The 16,080-nt window shown below is 37.5% G+C and carries 18 protein-coding genes and 1 riboswitch; of the genes, 17 read left to right on the forward strand and 1 reads right to left on the reverse strand.

Annotated features, from left to right (window positions below; translation table 11 throughout):
* From queA to lysA, 8 genes are all read left to right on the forward strand, one after another.
* Complete coding sequence (gene queA, locus H0Z36_RS10330; RefSeq protein WP_296866110.1) at nucleotides 1-1,056, forward strand: tRNA preQ1(34) S-adenosylmethionine ribosyltransferase-isomerase QueA; 1,056 nt, start codon at nucleotides 1-3, stop codon at nucleotides 1,054-1,056.
* Nucleotides 1,057-1,080: 24 nt separating this feature from the next.
* Entirely contained in the window at nucleotides 1,081-2,187 is a 1,107-nt protein-coding gene (gene tgt, locus H0Z36_RS10335) for a tRNA guanosine(34) transglycosylase Tgt (protein ID WP_296866113.1), read from the forward strand.
* Between the two features lie 65 nt (nucleotides 2,188-2,252).
* Nucleotides 2,253-2,522 (forward strand): preprotein translocase subunit YajC, encoded by a 270-nt coding sequence (yajC, locus tag H0Z36_RS10340; RefSeq protein WP_296866115.1) that lies wholly within the window; start codon nucleotides 2,253-2,255, stop codon nucleotides 2,520-2,522.
* Between the two features lie 2 nt (nucleotides 2,523-2,524).
* Nucleotides 2,525-3,184, forward strand: coding sequence for an HD domain-containing protein (locus H0Z36_RS10345; protein ID WP_296866116.1), 660 nt, complete (start codon nucleotides 2,525-2,527; stop codon nucleotides 3,182-3,184).
* 81 nt (nucleotides 3,185-3,265) lie between these two features.
* Entirely contained in the window at nucleotides 3,266-4,468 is a 1,203-nt protein-coding gene (secD, locus tag H0Z36_RS10350) for a protein translocase subunit SecD (RefSeq protein WP_296866118.1), read from the forward strand.
* 18 nt (nucleotides 4,469-4,486) lie between these two features.
* The gene (gene secF, locus H0Z36_RS10355; RefSeq protein WP_296866119.1) at nucleotides 4,487-5,326 is read left to right on the forward strand and encodes a protein translocase subunit SecF; all 840 of its coding nucleotides are present in this window, start codon (nucleotides 4,487-4,489) and stop codon (nucleotides 5,324-5,326) included.
* Between the two features lie 127 nt (nucleotides 5,327-5,453).
* Nucleotides 5,454-5,777 carry a lipopolysaccharide assembly protein LapA domain-containing protein gene (locus tag H0Z36_RS10360; RefSeq protein WP_296866121.1) on the forward strand — a complete coding sequence of 108 codons (324 nt, stop codon included), beginning with the start codon at nucleotides 5,454-5,456 and terminating at the stop codon, nucleotides 5,775-5,777.
* 146 nt (nucleotides 5,778-5,923) lie between these two features.
* Nucleotides 5,924-7,234: a diaminopimelate decarboxylase gene (lysA, locus tag H0Z36_RS10365; RefSeq protein ID WP_296866123.1), complete on the forward strand. Its 1,311-nt coding sequence runs from the start codon at nucleotides 5,924-5,926 to the stop codon at nucleotides 7,232-7,234.
* Between the two features lie 42 nt (nucleotides 7,235-7,276).
* Here the strand turns inward: lysA and H0Z36_RS10370 are convergent, their stop codons facing one another.
* On the reverse strand, nucleotides 7,277-7,780 hold the full coding sequence (locus tag H0Z36_RS10370) for a DUF2889 domain-containing protein (protein ID WP_296866125.1): 504 nt from the start codon (nucleotides 7,778-7,780) through the stop codon (nucleotides 7,277-7,279).
* A 201-nt stretch (nucleotides 7,781-7,981) separates the two neighbouring features.
* Between H0Z36_RS10370 and H0Z36_RS10375 the strand changes: the two genes are divergently transcribed.
* From H0Z36_RS10375 to H0Z36_RS10415, 9 genes are all read left to right on the forward strand, one after another.
* Nucleotides 7,982-10,618 (forward strand): CBS domain-containing protein, encoded by a 2,637-nt coding sequence (locus H0Z36_RS10375; protein WP_296866127.1) that lies wholly within the window; start codon nucleotides 7,982-7,984, stop codon nucleotides 10,616-10,618.
* The gene (locus H0Z36_RS10380; RefSeq protein ID WP_296866129.1) at nucleotides 10,602-11,222 is read left to right on the forward strand and encodes a site-2 protease family protein; all 621 of its coding nucleotides are present in this window, start codon (nucleotides 10,602-10,604) and stop codon (nucleotides 11,220-11,222) included. Before H0Z36_RS10375 ends, H0Z36_RS10380 begins: the two co-directional genes overlap by 17 nt.
* Nucleotides 11,223-11,238: 16 nt before the next feature.
* Nucleotides 11,239-11,985, forward strand: a complete 747-nt coding sequence (locus tag H0Z36_RS10385) for a segregation/condensation protein A (protein WP_296866131.1) — start codon at nucleotides 11,239-11,241, stop codon at nucleotides 11,983-11,985.
* Entirely contained in the window at nucleotides 11,963-12,478 is a 516-nt protein-coding gene (gene scpB / locus H0Z36_RS10390) for an SMC-Scp complex subunit ScpB (protein ID WP_296866133.1), read from the forward strand. The genes H0Z36_RS10385 and scpB overlap by 23 nt, the downstream gene beginning before the upstream one ends.
* 1 nt (nucleotide 12,479) lies before the next feature.
* Nucleotides 12,480-13,031 (forward strand): DUF1992 domain-containing protein, encoded by a 552-nt coding sequence (locus H0Z36_RS10395; protein ID WP_296866134.1) that lies wholly within the window; start codon nucleotides 12,480-12,482, stop codon nucleotides 13,029-13,031.
* A gap of 94 nt (nucleotides 13,032-13,125) precedes the next feature.
* Nucleotides 13,126-13,680: a DUF2953 domain-containing protein gene (locus H0Z36_RS10400; protein WP_296866136.1), complete on the forward strand. Its 555-nt coding sequence runs from the start codon at nucleotides 13,126-13,128 to the stop codon at nucleotides 13,678-13,680.
* On the forward strand, nucleotides 13,640-14,071 hold the full coding sequence (gene ytfJ / locus H0Z36_RS10405) for a GerW family sporulation protein (RefSeq protein WP_296866138.1): 432 nt from the start codon (nucleotides 13,640-13,642) through the stop codon (nucleotides 14,069-14,071). The genes H0Z36_RS10400 and ytfJ overlap by 41 nt, the downstream gene beginning before the upstream one ends.
* A gap of 112 nt (nucleotides 14,072-14,183) precedes the next feature.
* Complete coding sequence (locus H0Z36_RS10410) at nucleotides 14,184-14,777, forward strand: nucleoside recognition domain-containing protein (protein WP_296866140.1); 594 nt, start codon at nucleotides 14,184-14,186, stop codon at nucleotides 14,775-14,777.
* A gap of 3 nt (nucleotides 14,778-14,780) precedes the next feature.
* On the forward strand, nucleotides 14,781-15,314 hold the full coding sequence (locus tag H0Z36_RS10415) for a spore maturation protein (RefSeq protein WP_296866144.1): 534 nt from the start codon (nucleotides 14,781-14,783) through the stop codon (nucleotides 15,312-15,314).
* A 97-nt stretch (nucleotides 15,315-15,411) separates the two neighbouring features.
* Nucleotides 15,412-15,521: riboswitch (glycine riboswitch) on the forward strand.
* Nucleotides 15,522-16,080 lie beyond the last annotated feature (559 nt).

Consider the following 16,080-nt stretch of genomic DNA (forward strand, 5'->3'; position numbering starts at 1 on the left):
ATGGAAAAGAAAGGTTTTGATATTTACAGCTTAAAGAACTATGAATATTATCTCCCGGAAGAATTGATTGCTAAGTTTCCGGTTGAGCCGAGAGACTCTTCGCGGCTTCTGGTGCTTGATCGAAAAACAGGAGCTAAAGAAGATCGCATTTTCAGGGATGTAATAGGATATTTGGAAAAAGGGGATACTTTAGTGGTTAATCGTACTAAAGTGATTCCTGCACGCTTATATGGTTATAAAGAGAGTGGAGCTAAAGTTGAAATTTTGCTTTTGCGCAAAGTACAGGATGTCTGGGAAGCGCTGGTAAGGCCTGCTAAAAGGCTGAAGCCGGGGCATGTTGTGTTTTTTGGCCAGGATATATCAGTTAAGGCTGAGATATTAAGTGAAATTGATATAAGAGGGGGGAGACTTATAAGATTTCACAACTGTCCTGACGAAGAAGAGTTTATAGACAGAATGGGTGAGATGCCTCTTCCTCCCTATATAGGAAGACCAGCCGAAACAAGCGATAAAAACCGGTATCAGACGGTATATGCCAGGGATTTAGGTTCGGCAGCTGCACCTACGGCAGGACTGCATTTTACGGAAGAGCTTTTGGATAAGATAAAGGCAAAAGGGGTAAATATTGCAACCGTAGTTCTGCATGTAGGTATAGGAACTTTTCGTCCGGTAACCAGTGAAGATATAAGAGAACATAAGATGCATAAAGAATGGTATCAGGTTGACAGGGAAACTGCTGATTTGCTGAATAAGACCAGAAAAGCTGGAAAAAGCATTATTGCGGTAGGAACTACCGTAGTCCGAACCTTAGAAACAGTATATGATGATAACTCGGGATTCAAAGCGCAAAGCGGGGAAACTGAAAAATTTATATATCCCGGGTATGAATTTAAAGCAATAGATAAACTTATCACCAATTTTCATCTTCCGGGTTCATCACTTATAATGCTGGTAGCTGCTTTTGCCGGGCATGGAAATACTATGTCAGCCTACAATTATGCTGTAGCACAGGGATATCGATTTTTCAGCTACGGTGATGCCATGTTTATAAAATAGTTTTCTAAATAACGGGAGGAGTTTATGCTAAAGTTCAAGGTCATAAAGAAAGACAAGGATTCTTTTGCCCGTTTAGGCGAGTTGGAAACTGCCCATTGGAAATGCAGGACACCTATATTTATGCCAGTAGGAACTCAAGCTACAGTTAAAACCTTAGCTCCCGAGGATTTATATGAAATAGGAGCAGATATTATATTATCCAATACTTATCATCTTTATTTAAGGCCGGGAGCAGAACTTGTTGAAAAAGCCGGAGGGCTTCATAAGTTCATGAACTGGAATCGTGGAATACTTACTGACAGTGGAGGTTTTCAGGTTTTCAGCCTGAGTAAGCTGCGCAGAATAAGCGATGAGGGGGTATATTTTAATTCTCATATAGATGGATCCAGGCACTTTTTAACTCCCCAGAAGGTTATGGAGATAGAACAGAAGCTGGGAGCCGATATTGCCATGTGCTTTGATGAATGTGCTCCTTATCCCTGCAGTTATGAATATGCCAAAGAGGCGTTAACCCGAACCAGCCTGTGGGCAAAGATATGCCGGGAACATCACAAAAGAGAAGACCAAGCCTTGTTTGGTATTGTCCAGGGCAGCATATTTGAAGATTTGCGAAGGAAGAGTGCGGAAGATATTGTTTCGCTTGATTTTCCTGGCTATGCAATAGGAGGCTTAAGTGTAGGGGAACCTAAGCCTGAAATGTATCGGATATTGGAGCTTACTCATAAACTGCTCCCAGAGGACAAGCCCAGATATTTGATGGGGGTAGGAGCCCCTGAGGATCTAGTAGAAGGGGTAAAGCGCGGTGTGGACATGTTTGACTGTGTTTTACCTACTAGATTAGCAAGGCACGGTACGGCTTTTACCCATCAGGGGAAAATCACGGTTCGTAATGCAGCTTTTGCTGAAGATTTTACACCGATAGACAACAAATGTGATTGTTATGTATGCCGCAATTACAGCCGGGCCTATATAAGACACCTTATAAAGGCCGAAGAAATACTGGCTCATCGCCTTCTGTCATACCATAATATTTATTTTCTGGTTAAATTGATGGAAAACATAAGAAATGCTATAAGAGAGGAAAGGTTTGGAGAGTTTTACGATAATTTCTTTAAAGAATATAAGTTTTAACAAGAGGGATTTGCATTTTTTTGTAGAACTATAATTAAGTTTTGAAAAAAGGAGGAATAAGGTTAATGGACAAGAATGCGACTATAACTCTAATTATTTATTTTGCGGGTTTTATTGCTATTTTTTATTTCTTTATTATTTGGCCCCGCAAAAAGCAGGAGAAAAAGCATAATGAGCTTGTTTCCAGCTTAAAAAAGGGTGATAAGATAGTAACCATAGGCGGAATAAAAGGAGAGATAGCAAAAGTTAAGGATGAAACTATTTTGGTAAGGGTTAATGACAACACAGAAGTTGAATTTTTGAAAAGGGCAATAGCTTATAAGGTAGAGGATTAAAAATGATAACTTTAAGTGATGTTAAGGCAAATCCTCTTGTGAAAACTTTTATTGAAAAAGGTAATGCCCATTTGGGACAAATGGGCTACACCGACCATGGCTTTGTTCATGTTTCGCTGGTTGCCAATCTGAGCCGGGAGATAATGCTTAAGTTGGGTTATGATGAGCGAACGGCTGAGCTTGCCGGTATTGCAGGATATTTGCATGATTTGGGTAATGTAGTCAATCGCAACGGACACAGCCAGAGTGGGGCGCTTATTGCCATGGAAATATTACGGCGTATGGAAATGGAGCCAGCAGAAGTAGCAGTTATCGGTGCAGCGATTGGCAATCACGATGAAGGCAGCGGACACCCGGTAAATGAAGTGGCTGCTGCTCTGATTTTAGCGGATAAATCTCATGTTCACCGCAACCGGGTTCGAAATACAGATGTATCTACTTTTGATATTCATGACCGGGTAAATTATGCAGTCCAGGATTCAGGGCTTATTGTCCGGGAGAAAGAAAAGATTATTACTATGCAGCTTACTATTGATACGAGTATATGTCCGGTCATGGAATATTTTGAAATATTTTTGAGCCGTATGCTTATGTGCCGCCGTGCCGCTGATTTTTTAGGCTGCCAGTTTGAGCTTATTATTAATGGGGCTAAGCTTTTATAAGCTTTTATTTTTTGTTTAAAAATTTTTTTAATAAAAAAGCTTGGCATAAGCCAGGCTTTTTAATGGGAAGGAGGAAAAAAGGTGCGGAAAAGTACCAGTATCCTGGTAATAGCAATTATTATTGCGGTTTTAGGAACTTTAACTTATTATCTCTATCAGCCTATAAAAGAAAATATTAAGCTGGGTTTGGATTTAAGGGGAGGACTTAGGGTAGTTTTAGAGGCAGAAGAAGCTGAAGGGCAGCCGGTTACGCCTGATACTATCCAGAAAGCAGTGGGAATACTCCGTAATCGTGTGGATAGCTTAGGCGTTAAAGAGACTAATTTATTTCCCCAGGGTGATAAAAGGGTAGTAATCGAGATAGCCGGTGAAGATGATCCCGAAGCAGCAGTTGAACTTTTAAAAACAACTTCTCAGCTTGAATTTTGGGATGAGCAGGGAAATGTCCTGCTTACCGGCAAAAATTTAAAAGATGCCCAGGCAGTGGTAGATCCTGAAAAAGGGCCTATGGTTCAGCTGGAGTTTGATAAAGAAGGAGCTAAACTTTTTGGTGAAGCTACTTCAGCTAATTTAGGAAAGCATATTGCCATAGTTATTGACAATAAAATTGTGAGCGCGCCGTTTGTAAAAGATGTTATAAATACTGGCAGGGCAGTTATAGAAGGTAACTTTACCGCTAAAGAAGCTCAGGATTTGGCGGTTCTTCTGCGCTCAGGTGCTCTGCCTGTTTCCTTTAAGGTTATGGAAAAAAGGTCTATTGGTCCTACTTTGGGGGCAGATTCCCTGGAAAAGAGCATAAAAGCAGGTATTGTAGGGATTATAGCCATTTTGATTTTTATGCTGGGATATTATAGGCTTCCCGGACTTGTAGCTGACCTTTCTTTAGTATTGTATGCTCTTATTGTATTAGGTGCTATGTGGGGACTGGGTGCAGTCCTGACTTTGCCTGGTATTGCAGGTTTTGCCCTTTCGATAGGTATGGCGGTTGATGCTAATATCATTATTTATGAGCGCATTAAGGAAGAATTAAGGCTGGGCAAGACCCTTATGGCTGCTATTGATGCCGGTTTTAAACGGGCTTTTTGGACTATATTTGATGCCAACGTAACTACTTTGATTACTGCACTTGTTCTTATGTATTTTGGAACTGGGCCGATTAAAGGCTTTGCAGTTACTCTGTCCATAGGAATCGTTGCAAGCATGCTGGTTGCTCTTACATTTACCCGCTATATGTTGATTCTTTTTGCTAATATAACTAAAAATCCCAAATTATATGGGGTTTAATTGAAGGGGGGACTAAGGATGCAGATTATCCAGAGAAGAAAGATTTTTTATATAATTTCACTTATTATTATTATTCCTGGTTTAGTATCCCTTTTTATGCAGGGGCTTAACCTGGGAATAGATTTTACCGGCGGTTCTATTTTACATGTTAAGATTGAAAATAATGTAAATGCAGGTGAAGTTCGTTCTGTCCTAGAAGAGCTCGACCTTGAAAAGGCTGAAGTGCAAAAAAGCGGTGATGAATTTTATATTCGGACTGTGGAATTGAGCCAGGAACAGACTAAAGAACTGCTTAATGACTTAAAAGATAAATTTGGCAAGGTTGAATTCTTAAGTGCTGAAAGTGTAGGACCTACTATAGGTAAAGAACTTACCCGCAATGCAATTTTAGCCTTGCTTATTGCCGGGGTTCTTATGCTTATTTATATTACGGTTAGATTTGAATTTCATTTTGGAATTGCGGCTATAGCAGCTATAATTCATAATGTTCTGGTGGTTTTAGGAATTTTCTCCCTCTTTCAGTGGGAAATTAACAGTTCTTTTATTGCTGCTATACTTACAGTTATAGGTTATTCAATAAATGACACCATTGTTATTTTTGACCGCATACGCGAAAATATGAAATTTAAGCTTAAAGAAGATCGTATGACATTGTTGAACCGGAGTATTATGCAGACACTCAACCGCTCGATTAATACAGTGTTGACTTCTGCTTTTGCGCTTGTTGCTTTGCTGGTTTTTGGCGGTGCTACCATAAAGATTTTTGTTTTAGCTATGCTCATAGGCTTTGTAACCGGTGCTTATACATCAATATTTATTGCAAGCCCGATATGGTATGAATTAAAAGCGAGGGCATAAGTTGCTGGAATTGATAGCAGGGAGGTTGTAAAACCTTCCTGTTTTTTGTTATACGGAGTAAAATGGTTGGCAAAAGTTATAATCGGGTTTAAAATATACTACAAAAATAAAAAAGCGGGGGGTAAGGATGCAGGGATATCTTATAGGAGCACTTATATTTATTTTAGCGGTGGCGATTTTTGTTTTTCAAAATACTGCTACAGTAACAGTTCATTTTCTTAAATGGACTTCTCCAGAAGTTTCCCTAGCAGTAGTAGTTTTGGTGGCGGCTTTAGCTGGTGCGGTGATAACTTTTCTGGTAGACAGTTTTCGCCAGTTCAAAATCGCTCGCAAAATTAAGGAACTCACTTTAGAAAACCGGAAGCTGCAGAAACAGATTAAAAGTTTGAATCAGCAAAATTCTTCGTCAGGGATAAATAATGACGCAACAGAAGGAAATAATGCTAAATAGATTTGGCTTTTGCTTTGAGTCCAAAACATAAAATGTTTTGGATTTTTGTTTATGTATGCTGTATATTTATTTTCTTTCGTTGACCCTTGACCTTTTGTAATGTTAAAATAACGAAGATTTTACATAGATATGAGGAGGCTGGGAATTTGTATTTAACTGGCACTATGAAAATAAATGAAGCTGGACATTTGGAAGTAGGTGGTATTGATGTTGTCGACCTGGTCAAAGAGTTTAAAACACCGCTTTGGGTTATAGATGAAGAGGGATTCCGCCAAAATTGTCGTATTTTTAATGATGTTTTTGCCCAGTATGGAGATTCTTTGGTTATATATGCCAGTAAGTCTTTAAGCTGCTTGGCCTTGGTTAAAATTGTGGCTGAGGAAGGGCTGGGGTTGGATGTTGTTTCAGGTGGAGAAATTTACACTGCTCTAAGAGCAGGATTTCCTATGGAAAGGGTATATTTCCACGGCAACAATAAGAGCATTGAAGAACTTCACATGGCAGTTGAAACCGGAGTGGGTAGAATCGTAGTTGACAATTTTTATGAATTAAATCTTTTGAATGATGTATGCTCAAAACTAGGACAGAAACAGGATATAATGCTTCGTATAACTCCAGGAATCGAAGCACATACCCATGAATATATAAAAACCGGGCAGATAGATTCTAAATTCGGATTCACCCTGCCGGATGGTCAGGCTTTGGAAGGAGTAAAGGCGGCATTAAAATCAGAATGGCTTAATTTAAAAGGTTTACACTGCCACATAGGTTCGCAGATTTTTGAGATGGATTCTTTCAAGCATGCTGCAGCAGTTATGATGGATTTTTACGGTGAAATAAAAAGAGAATTAGGGTTTGAATTTGATGAACTGGATGTTGGTGGTGGATTTGGTATTTTTTATTATAAAGGAGATGAGCCGCGTCATCCAGGAGAATGGGCAGAAGCAGTTATGCTTACTGTAAAGGAAAAGGCTTTTGAACAGGGGATAAAAATGCCGAAAATTATAGTCGAACCAGGACGTGCTATATCAGGCCCGGTCGGGATTACCCTTTATACTGTTGGTTCTTATAAAGAAGTTAAAGGAATAAGGAAATATATAGCTGTTGACGGAGGTATGGGAGATAATCCGCGTCCAGCCCTGTATGGTTCGAAATATACTGCAATTATTGCTAATAAAGCTGATAAAAAACCAGAAGAAAAAGTTTCAATTGCCGGTAAGTGCTGCGAATCAGGGGATATGCTCATCTGGGATGCAGAGTTGCCAAAAACAGAACCGGGTGATATCTTGGCTGTTTTTGCAACTGGGGCTTATAATTATTCGATGTCTAGCAATTATAACCGCCTTCCGCGGCCGGCCATGGTTTTAGTAAATAAAGGAAAAGTCGACATAATTGTTAAACGGGAAACATATGAAGATCTCCTGCGCAACGATGTTTTGCCTGAACGCCTTAAGTAGAAAAAAACTCGAGAGTATCGAATACTCTCGAGTTTTCTATTTTTATATAGCTTTTTGGCCCTGGTGTTTATTTTTACATTCATGTAGCATTTTTAATGCTTTAGTTTCGGCATCAGGTTGAGCAAAAAATATACATTTATCTTTATAAATAGAGCCCCAGGCTTCCCAGCGGGTTTTATAATCTTCGATATCTACCCATTCAGGAATTTCACGGGAAGCAGCCTGAATAGCGGCTTTTACTGACCCCATGACTAATTCCCCCACATGTATACACCCTTCAGGGCTCATAAGCTCACTTTTTACAGTCTTATAAAAACCTGGGCCTACCTGTTTGCCTATCAGATTTTTTATACAGTTTATCCCCTCAGAACATATGGAAAATGGAGTTTTTTCTGCTTCTACTTCAGCTTCAATTATTTTGTAGGTTTTGTAGTCAAATACTATGCGACTTTTCAAATCATGGATATCATCCTGCCAGTATCCGGTAACTTCATAGCCTTTATGAGGAATTATTTTTACTACGTATCTTTCTATTTTCTCATACATGACTTTCACACTCCTTAAGCTGCTGCTTTGTTAGGCTGCAATATATAAAATAATTCAAAATAATGAATTAAACAATAATTTTGTGTTAAATTTATATTTGCATTATTTTTAGCTTTTTATAGTGTAAAATATTAGAAGGCAAAAAGTAAAAGGCAAAATATGTGTTATAATTCTTTTATCTATCAGGGTGGAGGATAAAAAGTGGATATAATTACTTCACACAATGCACTGGATTTTGACGGATTAGCTGCCATGGTAGCAGCAGGAAAGCTTTATCCATCGGCTACGAAGGTTTTTGCCGGAACTCTTTCCAGGAAAGTGAAAAAATTTATGGCCCTTTATAAAGATACCTTAATGATAAGGAGCGCAAAAGAGGTTAATTTTGATGAAGTAAAAGGGCTTATTGTAGTGGATACAGCTAATGCAAGCCGTTTAGGGCAATTAAAAGAATTAGCTGGAAAAAGAGATATAATAATTCATATTTATGATCATCATCCGGTTATGGATGATGATATAAAAGGAGAAATAGCAGAAATACATAAAGTAGGAGCTGCCACTACTATATTAGTGGAAAAAATACGGGAGGCTGGTATTGATATTACGCCTTTTGAAGCAACTATTTTAGCTTTAGGGATATATGATGACACTGGAAGTCTTTTGTTTACCTCTACTACTCCGCGCGATGTTTATGCTGTTGCCTATCTTTTGGAAAAAGGTGCTAATCTTGCTGTTATAGCTGATTTTTTAGAACATACTTTTTCTGAAGAACAGAAAAACCTTATGCAGGAGCTTTTAGGATCGGTAAAGCGGCTTAATATCGGCCATACTGATATTGTCCTGGCATGTGCAAAAAGAAAAGACTTTGTTCATGGACTCGACCTGATTACTTATCGCCTTATGGAAATAGAAAATAGTGAAGCTGTTTTTACCATAGTTCTTATGGAAGGAAAAGTAAATGTCGTAGGAAGAAGCAGGACGGAAACTGTAAAAGTTAATAAAATTTTAGGCGATATGGGGGGCAGAGGACACGAAAAGGCAGCTTCGGCAGTAATAAAGGGGAAGACGGTAGAGGATATTGTAGAACTTGTTGAACAAAAGCTTAAAGAAAATATAAATTCCGGATTAACGGCCCGAGATATAATGTCAACTCCAGTTAAAACTATTCCGGCATCGTTTACTATGGAAGAAGCTTTTCGCCTGATGTTAAGATACGGGCATACAGGTATGCCTGTAGTTGATGGAGATAAAATTATAGGGGTTATATCCCGCCGTGATGTGGACAAAGCTAGAATGCATGATTTGGGACATGTTCCGGTCAAAGGTTTTATGACTACTGATGTTATAACTGCATCTCCAGATACTCCGGTAGCTCAAATTCAGGAGATAATGGTTGAAAAAGATATAGGAAGGCTTCCTATTGTGGAAAAAGGCAGACTGGTAGGAATAGTTTCCCGCACTGATATATTGAGGACTTTACACGGCGGTGATTATCCGGAGGATCATGAAGTATTATATGATGTTGAAGGAAATGGATATGTTAACCTGCGGGAATTGTTAGAAAAAAAGGTTCCTGGGGATATATTGAAAATACTTGAAACGGCCGGGAAAATAGCAGATGAGTTTGGTTTTAAGATGTATTGTGTAGGAGGCTTTGTCAGGGATTTAATCCTTTCTTATCCTAATTTTGATATTGATCTGGTGGTAGAAGGAGATGGAGAAAAATTAGCCGTTAAGCTGGCAGAAGTTATGGGAGGTAAGTCCAGGATACACAGACGTTTTGGAACTGGAGTAGTAATATTTCCTGATGGCTTTAAGATAGATGTTGCTACTGCCAGAACTGAATATTACGAGTTTCCTGCTGCTCTCCCCCGAGTGGAAAAATCATCTCTCAGAGAAGATTTGTATCGGCGTGACTTTACTATTAATACTCTTGCTATATATCTTAATCCCGATAGGTTTGGCGAACTCATTGATTATTTCGGCGGGCGTAAAGATTTGGAACAGGGATATGTACGCATATTATATAATCTAAGCTTTATTGAAGATCCTACCCGGATAATGAGAGCTATAAGGTTTGAGCAAAGATACAATTTCAGGATTGAACCTGATACTTTGCGGTTTGCCAGAGATGCTATTGAACGCAGAATGCTGGGAAAATTGTCTTATAAAAGAATTTTACAGGAAATTATACTTATTTTAAGTGAACGGAATCCCCTTCCTGCTTTAGAACGTATGAAGGAAATCGGGGTATGGCAATATGTTTTTAGTGAAGTTGATTTTGACAAGATTGATAAAGGGATTTTACGAAGGGTTCCCCTGGTTGTCGGTTGGTTTAAAGAAAGGTATCATATTACTGCCATCAGGGAATGGCTGGTTTATTTAGTGGTAATTTTAGCTCAGCTTGATGAAGAAGAATTAAACAGGATATTGGAGCGATATAAATTTGACAAATATGCAGCTAAGGTGATAGATGAATCAAAAGAGGTCGGAAAAGTCCTTAAAGAAGTTGAATTAAAAGAAGATATAAAATTTAGTGAGATAGACCTTCTGATTTCTAAATGGAGCCCTGAAAGCATTGTTTATTTACTTTTGCACATAAAAGATGAGAAAATTTGGGAAAAGATTGTGGGTTATTTGGAATGCAAAGAAAAGGTAAAACTAGAAATTAATGGTGATGATCTTAAAGAGCTGGGGCTTAAACCGGGACCAGTTTATAAATTAATACTTGATGAATTGTATATTTTAAAAATTGATGGAATAATTAAGGATAAAGAGCAGGAACTGCAAACGGTAAAAAAATGGATAAAGGAGAAGTATAGTTATGCCATCAATAATTGAAATGATAACTTGGTTGCCAGCTATTTTAATAGCTATAACTTTCCATGAATATGCACATGGACAGGTTGCATATTTATTGGGAGATAATACTCCCTATTATCAGGGACGATTGACAATAAATCCATTAGCACATATAGACTGGATAGGCTTTTTTATGCTTTTAATCTTTAAATTCGGCTGGGCTAAGCCGGTTATGGTCAATCCGTATAATTTTAAAAAGGTCGGAATGAAACGCGGAATGATGCTGGTTTCTTTGGCAGGACCGGGGATGAATATATTGCTTGCTTTTATTGGAATGATTGCTTATAAGTTTTTAATACCTTTTCAAACATCAGAGTGGGGGATATATGCTGTCCGGCTTGTTGAGCCGCTGATATGGATTAATCTTATTTTGGCTGCTTTCAATCTTATACCAGTTCCCCCTCTGGATGGAGCGAAAATCTTGGCAGGAATTTTGCCCGACTCCGGTGCAAGAGCAATTTATTCTTTGGAGCAGTATGGCTTTTTAATTCTTCTCCTGCTTATTTTTACCGGGGTTACTTCGGCTCTTATATGGCCTATAGTAAGGGTTATTTATGGTTTTTTACATATGCTGGTATTTTGAAGCGGGGTAGTTTTATATGAATTATGTTGTTGACCTGGAGGTTTTTCACGGACCTTTAGATCTTCTTTTGTATTTGATAGAGAAGAATAAAATAGATATTTATGACATTCCCATAGCACAAATAAGCGATCAGTATATGGAGTATTTGCAGAAAGCAGAAAAAATAGACCTCGATAAACTGGGCGATTTTTTGGTTATGGCATCTTATCTGTTAAATCTGAAATCTAGAATGCTTTTGCCAGTTTCTTCATCATGTGAGGATGAAGAAATGGAGGAAGAAATTGATCCCCGCTTGGATCTGGTCCAGAGTCTTTTAGACTACCGGAAGTTTAAAAAAGCTGCCGGATTATTAATGAAGAGGCAAGAAGGAGATTTTAAACGGGTATTTTTCCGCGAATATGGTTTTGATTTTCCGATAATAGAAGAGTTGACTGCCGATAAAGAAAATCTGTTTAATGCTTATAAATCAGTGCTCAAGCGTATTTCGAAATCAGAAAATGATTATGAAGTGCCGGACGGAGATGTTAATGTTGCAGAAAAGATGGATGAAATTTTGTGTAAACTTTATAAGTCGTCAAGAAACTTGATTTTTCAGGAATTATTTGCTGAAGTTTCATCGAAAAGGGAAGCATTGGCCTTGTTTTTAGCCTTGCTTGAGCTCATTCGAACTGAACAGGTTACTGCAGTGCAAGAAACAGTAAACGGGCCGATTAAAATATTTTTACGGGTGGCAGATAAGGATGATGCTGAGAGATCAGATTAAGGCGGCATTAGAAGCAGTTTTGTTTGTAAAAGCAGAAAAGGTTGAGGTAAGAGAACTTGCTGATTTATTAGGTATTCCATATCATGAACTGTGTGTGATAATAGATGAAATGATACCTGAATATATTAACGATGAAAAAAGAGGAATACAGATAATAAAAGAAGATAATGCTCTCTTTATGTGTACCAAAGAAGAGTATTCGGATATATTAACCCGCATGAGCCGAACCGTCAAAAAAAGGCTTTCATCGGCAGCGATGGAAACTTTGGCTATAATTGCTTACAGGCAGCCGATTACCCGGGCGGAAATCGAAAAGATCAGGGGAGTAAAGGTAGGTAAGGTTATAGCAGGACTCATAGAAAAAGGGCTTATTGCTGAAAGCGGATATAAAGATGTGCCTGGAAGACCAACTTTATATGTGACTACTGACGAATTTCTCAAGGTTTTTGGTCTGTCCAGTTTAAGTGAATTGCCTGAGATTGAGGAGGAATAATATGGGGGAAAAGTCATATGAAGAAGAAGTAAAGATTAAGGCGGAAAAGTCACGCCATTTGGCCAGGTATATGAGCAGCGTAGAAGACCTGGTAGAACTTCAGATCGAAAAGGCAATGAAAAGAGGTGAGTTTGACAATTTAAAGGGAGCGGGCAAGCCTATAGATTTTTATGAAAATCCTTATGAGCCTCCGGAACTGCGTATGATGTTTAAAATACTCAAAAATAATAACTTTGCTCCTTATTGGGTTGAGCTGGGGAAGGAAATTGATGCAGACATGGAGAAACTTAAGCGGGAAATTGAATATTTTAAGAAGTATGTGCGCATGTTTTTTGGGGAAAAGAGAAGCTTAAAAGCATATAAAAATTTTGAACGAAAGAAGGCTCATTTTTATTACGAAAGCCGCTTAACTTTGGAAAGGATAAGCCAAAAAATTAATGATTATAATTTGCACTGTCCTACTTTTAGAGAAAATCGCGCCAACATTGTGATTGATGATGAAATGTATAAGATAATAACTGCTATTGAAGAGGAAATCAAAAAATTCAAATAGAAGGCTGATGTATAACCTACCTTAAAATATGGAAACTATATGAAAAACAGGAGAATTAATCATGTGGGTTATATACATCAGCCTTTTTGTTGTTTTGTTATTTAAAATAAAAATTAAAGTCGAATTTTTTGCTGGTGTTAAAAAAGAATTTGGAACCTGGCACTTTAGTTTAAAAGTAGGGTTAGGCAGGGTATTCAGATACAGCAATGACTACATATTATATGAAAACGTGTTTTATGATTTTTTCCGCTTTAATAATTCTGATAATAATCAGCCTTATGATTTAAAATATATTGAAGAAAACTATAAGATATATAAATATGTTTTAAAAAATATTGTTGTGGAACAATTAAAGTGGAATACAATTTTGGGGATGAAAGATGCTTTTCAGACTGCTATAATTACTGGGATTTTATGGGCGGTAAAAGGGAATATTTTAAGTATATTGAGCAGTTTAAGCAAGATTAAAAGCATATTTATTGATATTAGACCCGATTTTACAGGCGAAAACAAAAATTCTGAGTTTTTTTGTATATTAAACATATCTATAGCGCATATTATCATCATAGCAGCATATGTATTATGGTTGAGAATCAGGAGGTTAAGACATGGAAAACATGGAAAATACCAACAAACCTCATCCTATTGAAGCTCTGATGAAAACTGCGATGCAAAATATAAAAGAAATGGTAGATGTAAGTACAGTAGTGGGTGATGCAGTAGAAACGAATGATGGCACAGTAATAATTCCGGTATCCCAGGTGGCCACAGGATTTGCCGCCGGAGGTGGAGAATATGAACTATCAGATGTAAAAAAAGGCGATTCACTTCCTTTTGCAGGTGGGAGCGGTGCTGGAGTATCTGTGAAACCTGTTGGTTTTTTGGTCGTTAGAATGAATGATGTAAGATTAATATCTGTAAAGGGAAATCCGCTGGCAGAAAGAATCGTTGACCTTGCTCCGCAATTTATAGAAAAAATGGAGTCTATTATAAGCCAAAAAAATAAAAATGGTAAAAACGAAGAGCAGAAGGTTCAATAAAAGTTTTAAAACCGTTTAGGATTGGTGAACAGCTCGTTTTAAGCGAGCTGTTCTATTTTTTGTAAAAATTTCATATTTTTCTATCAGGAATTTTCCTTTGGGGAGGGGTTAAATGCTTAATGTTATCTGGCTTTTGCTTTTAGTTTCTGGAATTATAACAGCAGCTTTAAATGGAAATATCGAGATAGTTACTGAAGCAGCCTTGGGGGCGGCCAAGGGAGCTGTTGAGATATGTTTTGATTTAGTTGGGGTTATGGCTTTATGGCTCGGGATAATGAAAATTGCAGAACGCGCAGGATTAGTTGAAGGATTAGCCCGTATTATGAAACCTTTGATGACTAAACTTTTTCCTGGTGTTCCTGCAGAGCATCCAGCTATGGGTGCGATAATATTAAATTTAAGTGCCAATATGCTGGGATTGGGAAATGCTGCTACCCCCTTTGGGATGAAAGCAATGCAGGAACTTCAGAAACTTAATAATTATTCAAAAGAGGCTTCTGAAGCTATGTGTACTTTTTTAGCTTTAAATACTTCATGTATAACTTTGATACCAGCCACAATAATTGGAGTACGTTTATCTTTAGGATCTGCTAACCCGGTAGAAATTGTAGGTCCCTGTATTTTCGCCACATCTGTTTCCATGATGATAGCAGTTTCTCTAGATTATTGGTTCAGGAATAAGAGCCCATTAAGGAGGACTAAATGAGTGCTGTTTGAGATTTTAAACATAATTTCCAAATGGGCAATCCCATTTCTCCTTTTAGTAATTCCACTTTATGGTTTGATAAAAAAAGTGCCGGTCTATGAAACATTTGTGGAGGGAGCAGAGGAAGGTTTTACAACAGCAATTAAAATAATCCCTTTTTTAGTTGGGATGATGGTAGCTATCTCAGTTTTTCGTGCTTCAGGAGCCATGGAAGTTTTAAGCAATATTTTAGAACCTGTGACTTCAAAGATGGGGGCACCTGCGGAAATTTTGCCTCTAGCTATTATGCGTCCTCTTTCCGGAAGTGGAGTTTTGGGATTAGCAACAGAACTTATGCGTATATATGGGCCGGATTCTTTTATTGGTCGTTTAGCTTCGGTTATGCAGGGGACAACTGATACGACTTTTTTTGTATTAACTGTTTATTTTGGTTCGGTAGGGATAAAGAAATATAGATACTCGATTGTGACAGGGCTTGTTGCAGATATCAGTGGTTTTATTGCATCTTTATATATATGTAATTTATTATTTAGATGAATTTTGATTATAATATATTTGATTTATTGACATGGTCTGCTACTAGAAGTATATTATTAACGGATTTGAGATAAATATAACAATATTGAATATGCAGATGAAGGGTTAGGGAGAATGAGCTTTTAAAGCTCATACCGAAGGAGCAAGCTAGCATTATAGTGCCAGATGTTTAGCGAAACTCTCAGGTTGAAGGACCGAACCCTGATGCGGCTCTGGAAAGTCTTTATAGACGCCGAAGGAGCAAGCTTGAAAGCGAAATCTCTCAGGCCAAAAGACAGAGCAAAGGCATATAGGGATGCCTTTACTCTGTCTTTTGTTTTATAAAACATAAATATTTAGTTTGCAAAATGATTAATAAAATATATTTATGGTGACTATTGGAAACTAGAATTCTGGAAGTATTGAATTATAAAGTGGTCTAATATAGACTGAAGTCGTAGGATGTTAATGTTAAACAAATGTTAAGAAATAATTATAAAAATATTAAATTATGTCAATTATAATCCATAAAATTACATAAAAGGTTAAAAAAATACGGATTTTATATAATTTTATATATAAAATTAGCTCTTGTCGGGGAATAAAATGGTAGTTTTAAGGCAGAATAAATATGAAACGAGCTGCGGTTACTTAAAACATTTTATTCTGCTCTGAGCTATATGATGGTTTATCAACTATGAAGGAGGAAAGTTTTACATGTCTAATGAGTTAAAGCTTAATATCAAAGACCTCAAATTAGTATCGGAGAGGCAGAAGCTGGTAGATG

It is taken from the genome of Thermosyntropha sp., from assembly GCF_017656155.1.
In the GTDB taxonomy this organism is placed as follows: domain Bacteria; phylum Bacillota; class Syntrophomonadia; order Syntrophomonadales; family Syntrophomonadaceae; genus Thermosyntropha.

Coding starts and splice junctions, on each gene's coding strand:
- tgt (WP_296866113.1), top strand. CDS start 1,081: ATGCTAAAGTTCAAGGTCATAAAGAAAGACAAGGATTCTTTTGCCCGT.
- H0Z36_RS10410 (WP_296866140.1), top strand. CDS start 14,184: ATGCTTAATGTTATCTGGCTTTTGCTTTTAGTTTCTGGAATTATAACA.
- H0Z36_RS10395 (WP_296866134.1), top strand. CDS start 12,480: ATGGGGGAAAAGTCATATGAAGAAGAAGTAAAGATTAAGGCGGAAAAG.
- H0Z36_RS10345 (WP_296866116.1), top strand. CDS start 2,525: ATGATAACTTTAAGTGATGTTAAGGCAAATCCTCTTGTGAAAACTTTT.
- scpB (WP_296866133.1), top strand. CDS start 11,963: ATGATGCTGAGAGATCAGATTAAGGCGGCATTAGAAGCAGTTTTGTTT.
- H0Z36_RS10360 (WP_296866121.1), top strand. CDS start 5,454: ATGCAGGGATATCTTATAGGAGCACTTATATTTATTTTAGCGGTGGCG.
- H0Z36_RS10370 (WP_296866125.1), bottom strand. CDS start 7,780: ATGTATGAGAAAATAGAAAGATACGTAGTAAAAATAATTCCTCATAAA.
- secF (WP_296866119.1), top strand. CDS start 4,487: ATGCAGATTATCCAGAGAAGAAAGATTTTTTATATAATTTCACTTATT.
- H0Z36_RS10385 (WP_296866131.1), top strand. CDS start 11,239: ATGAATTATGTTGTTGACCTGGAGGTTTTTCACGGACCTTTAGATCTT.
- queA (WP_296866110.1), top strand. CDS start 1: ATGGAAAAGAAAGGTTTTGATATTTACAGCTTAAAGAACTATGAATAT.
- H0Z36_RS10380 (WP_296866129.1), top strand. CDS start 10,602: ATGCCATCAATAATTGAAATGATAACTTGGTTGCCAGCTATTTTAATA.
- yajC (WP_296866115.1), top strand. CDS start 2,253: ATGGACAAGAATGCGACTATAACTCTAATTATTTATTTTGCGGGTTTT.
- ytfJ (WP_296866138.1), top strand. CDS start 13,640: ATGGAAAACATGGAAAATACCAACAAACCTCATCCTATTGAAGCTCTG.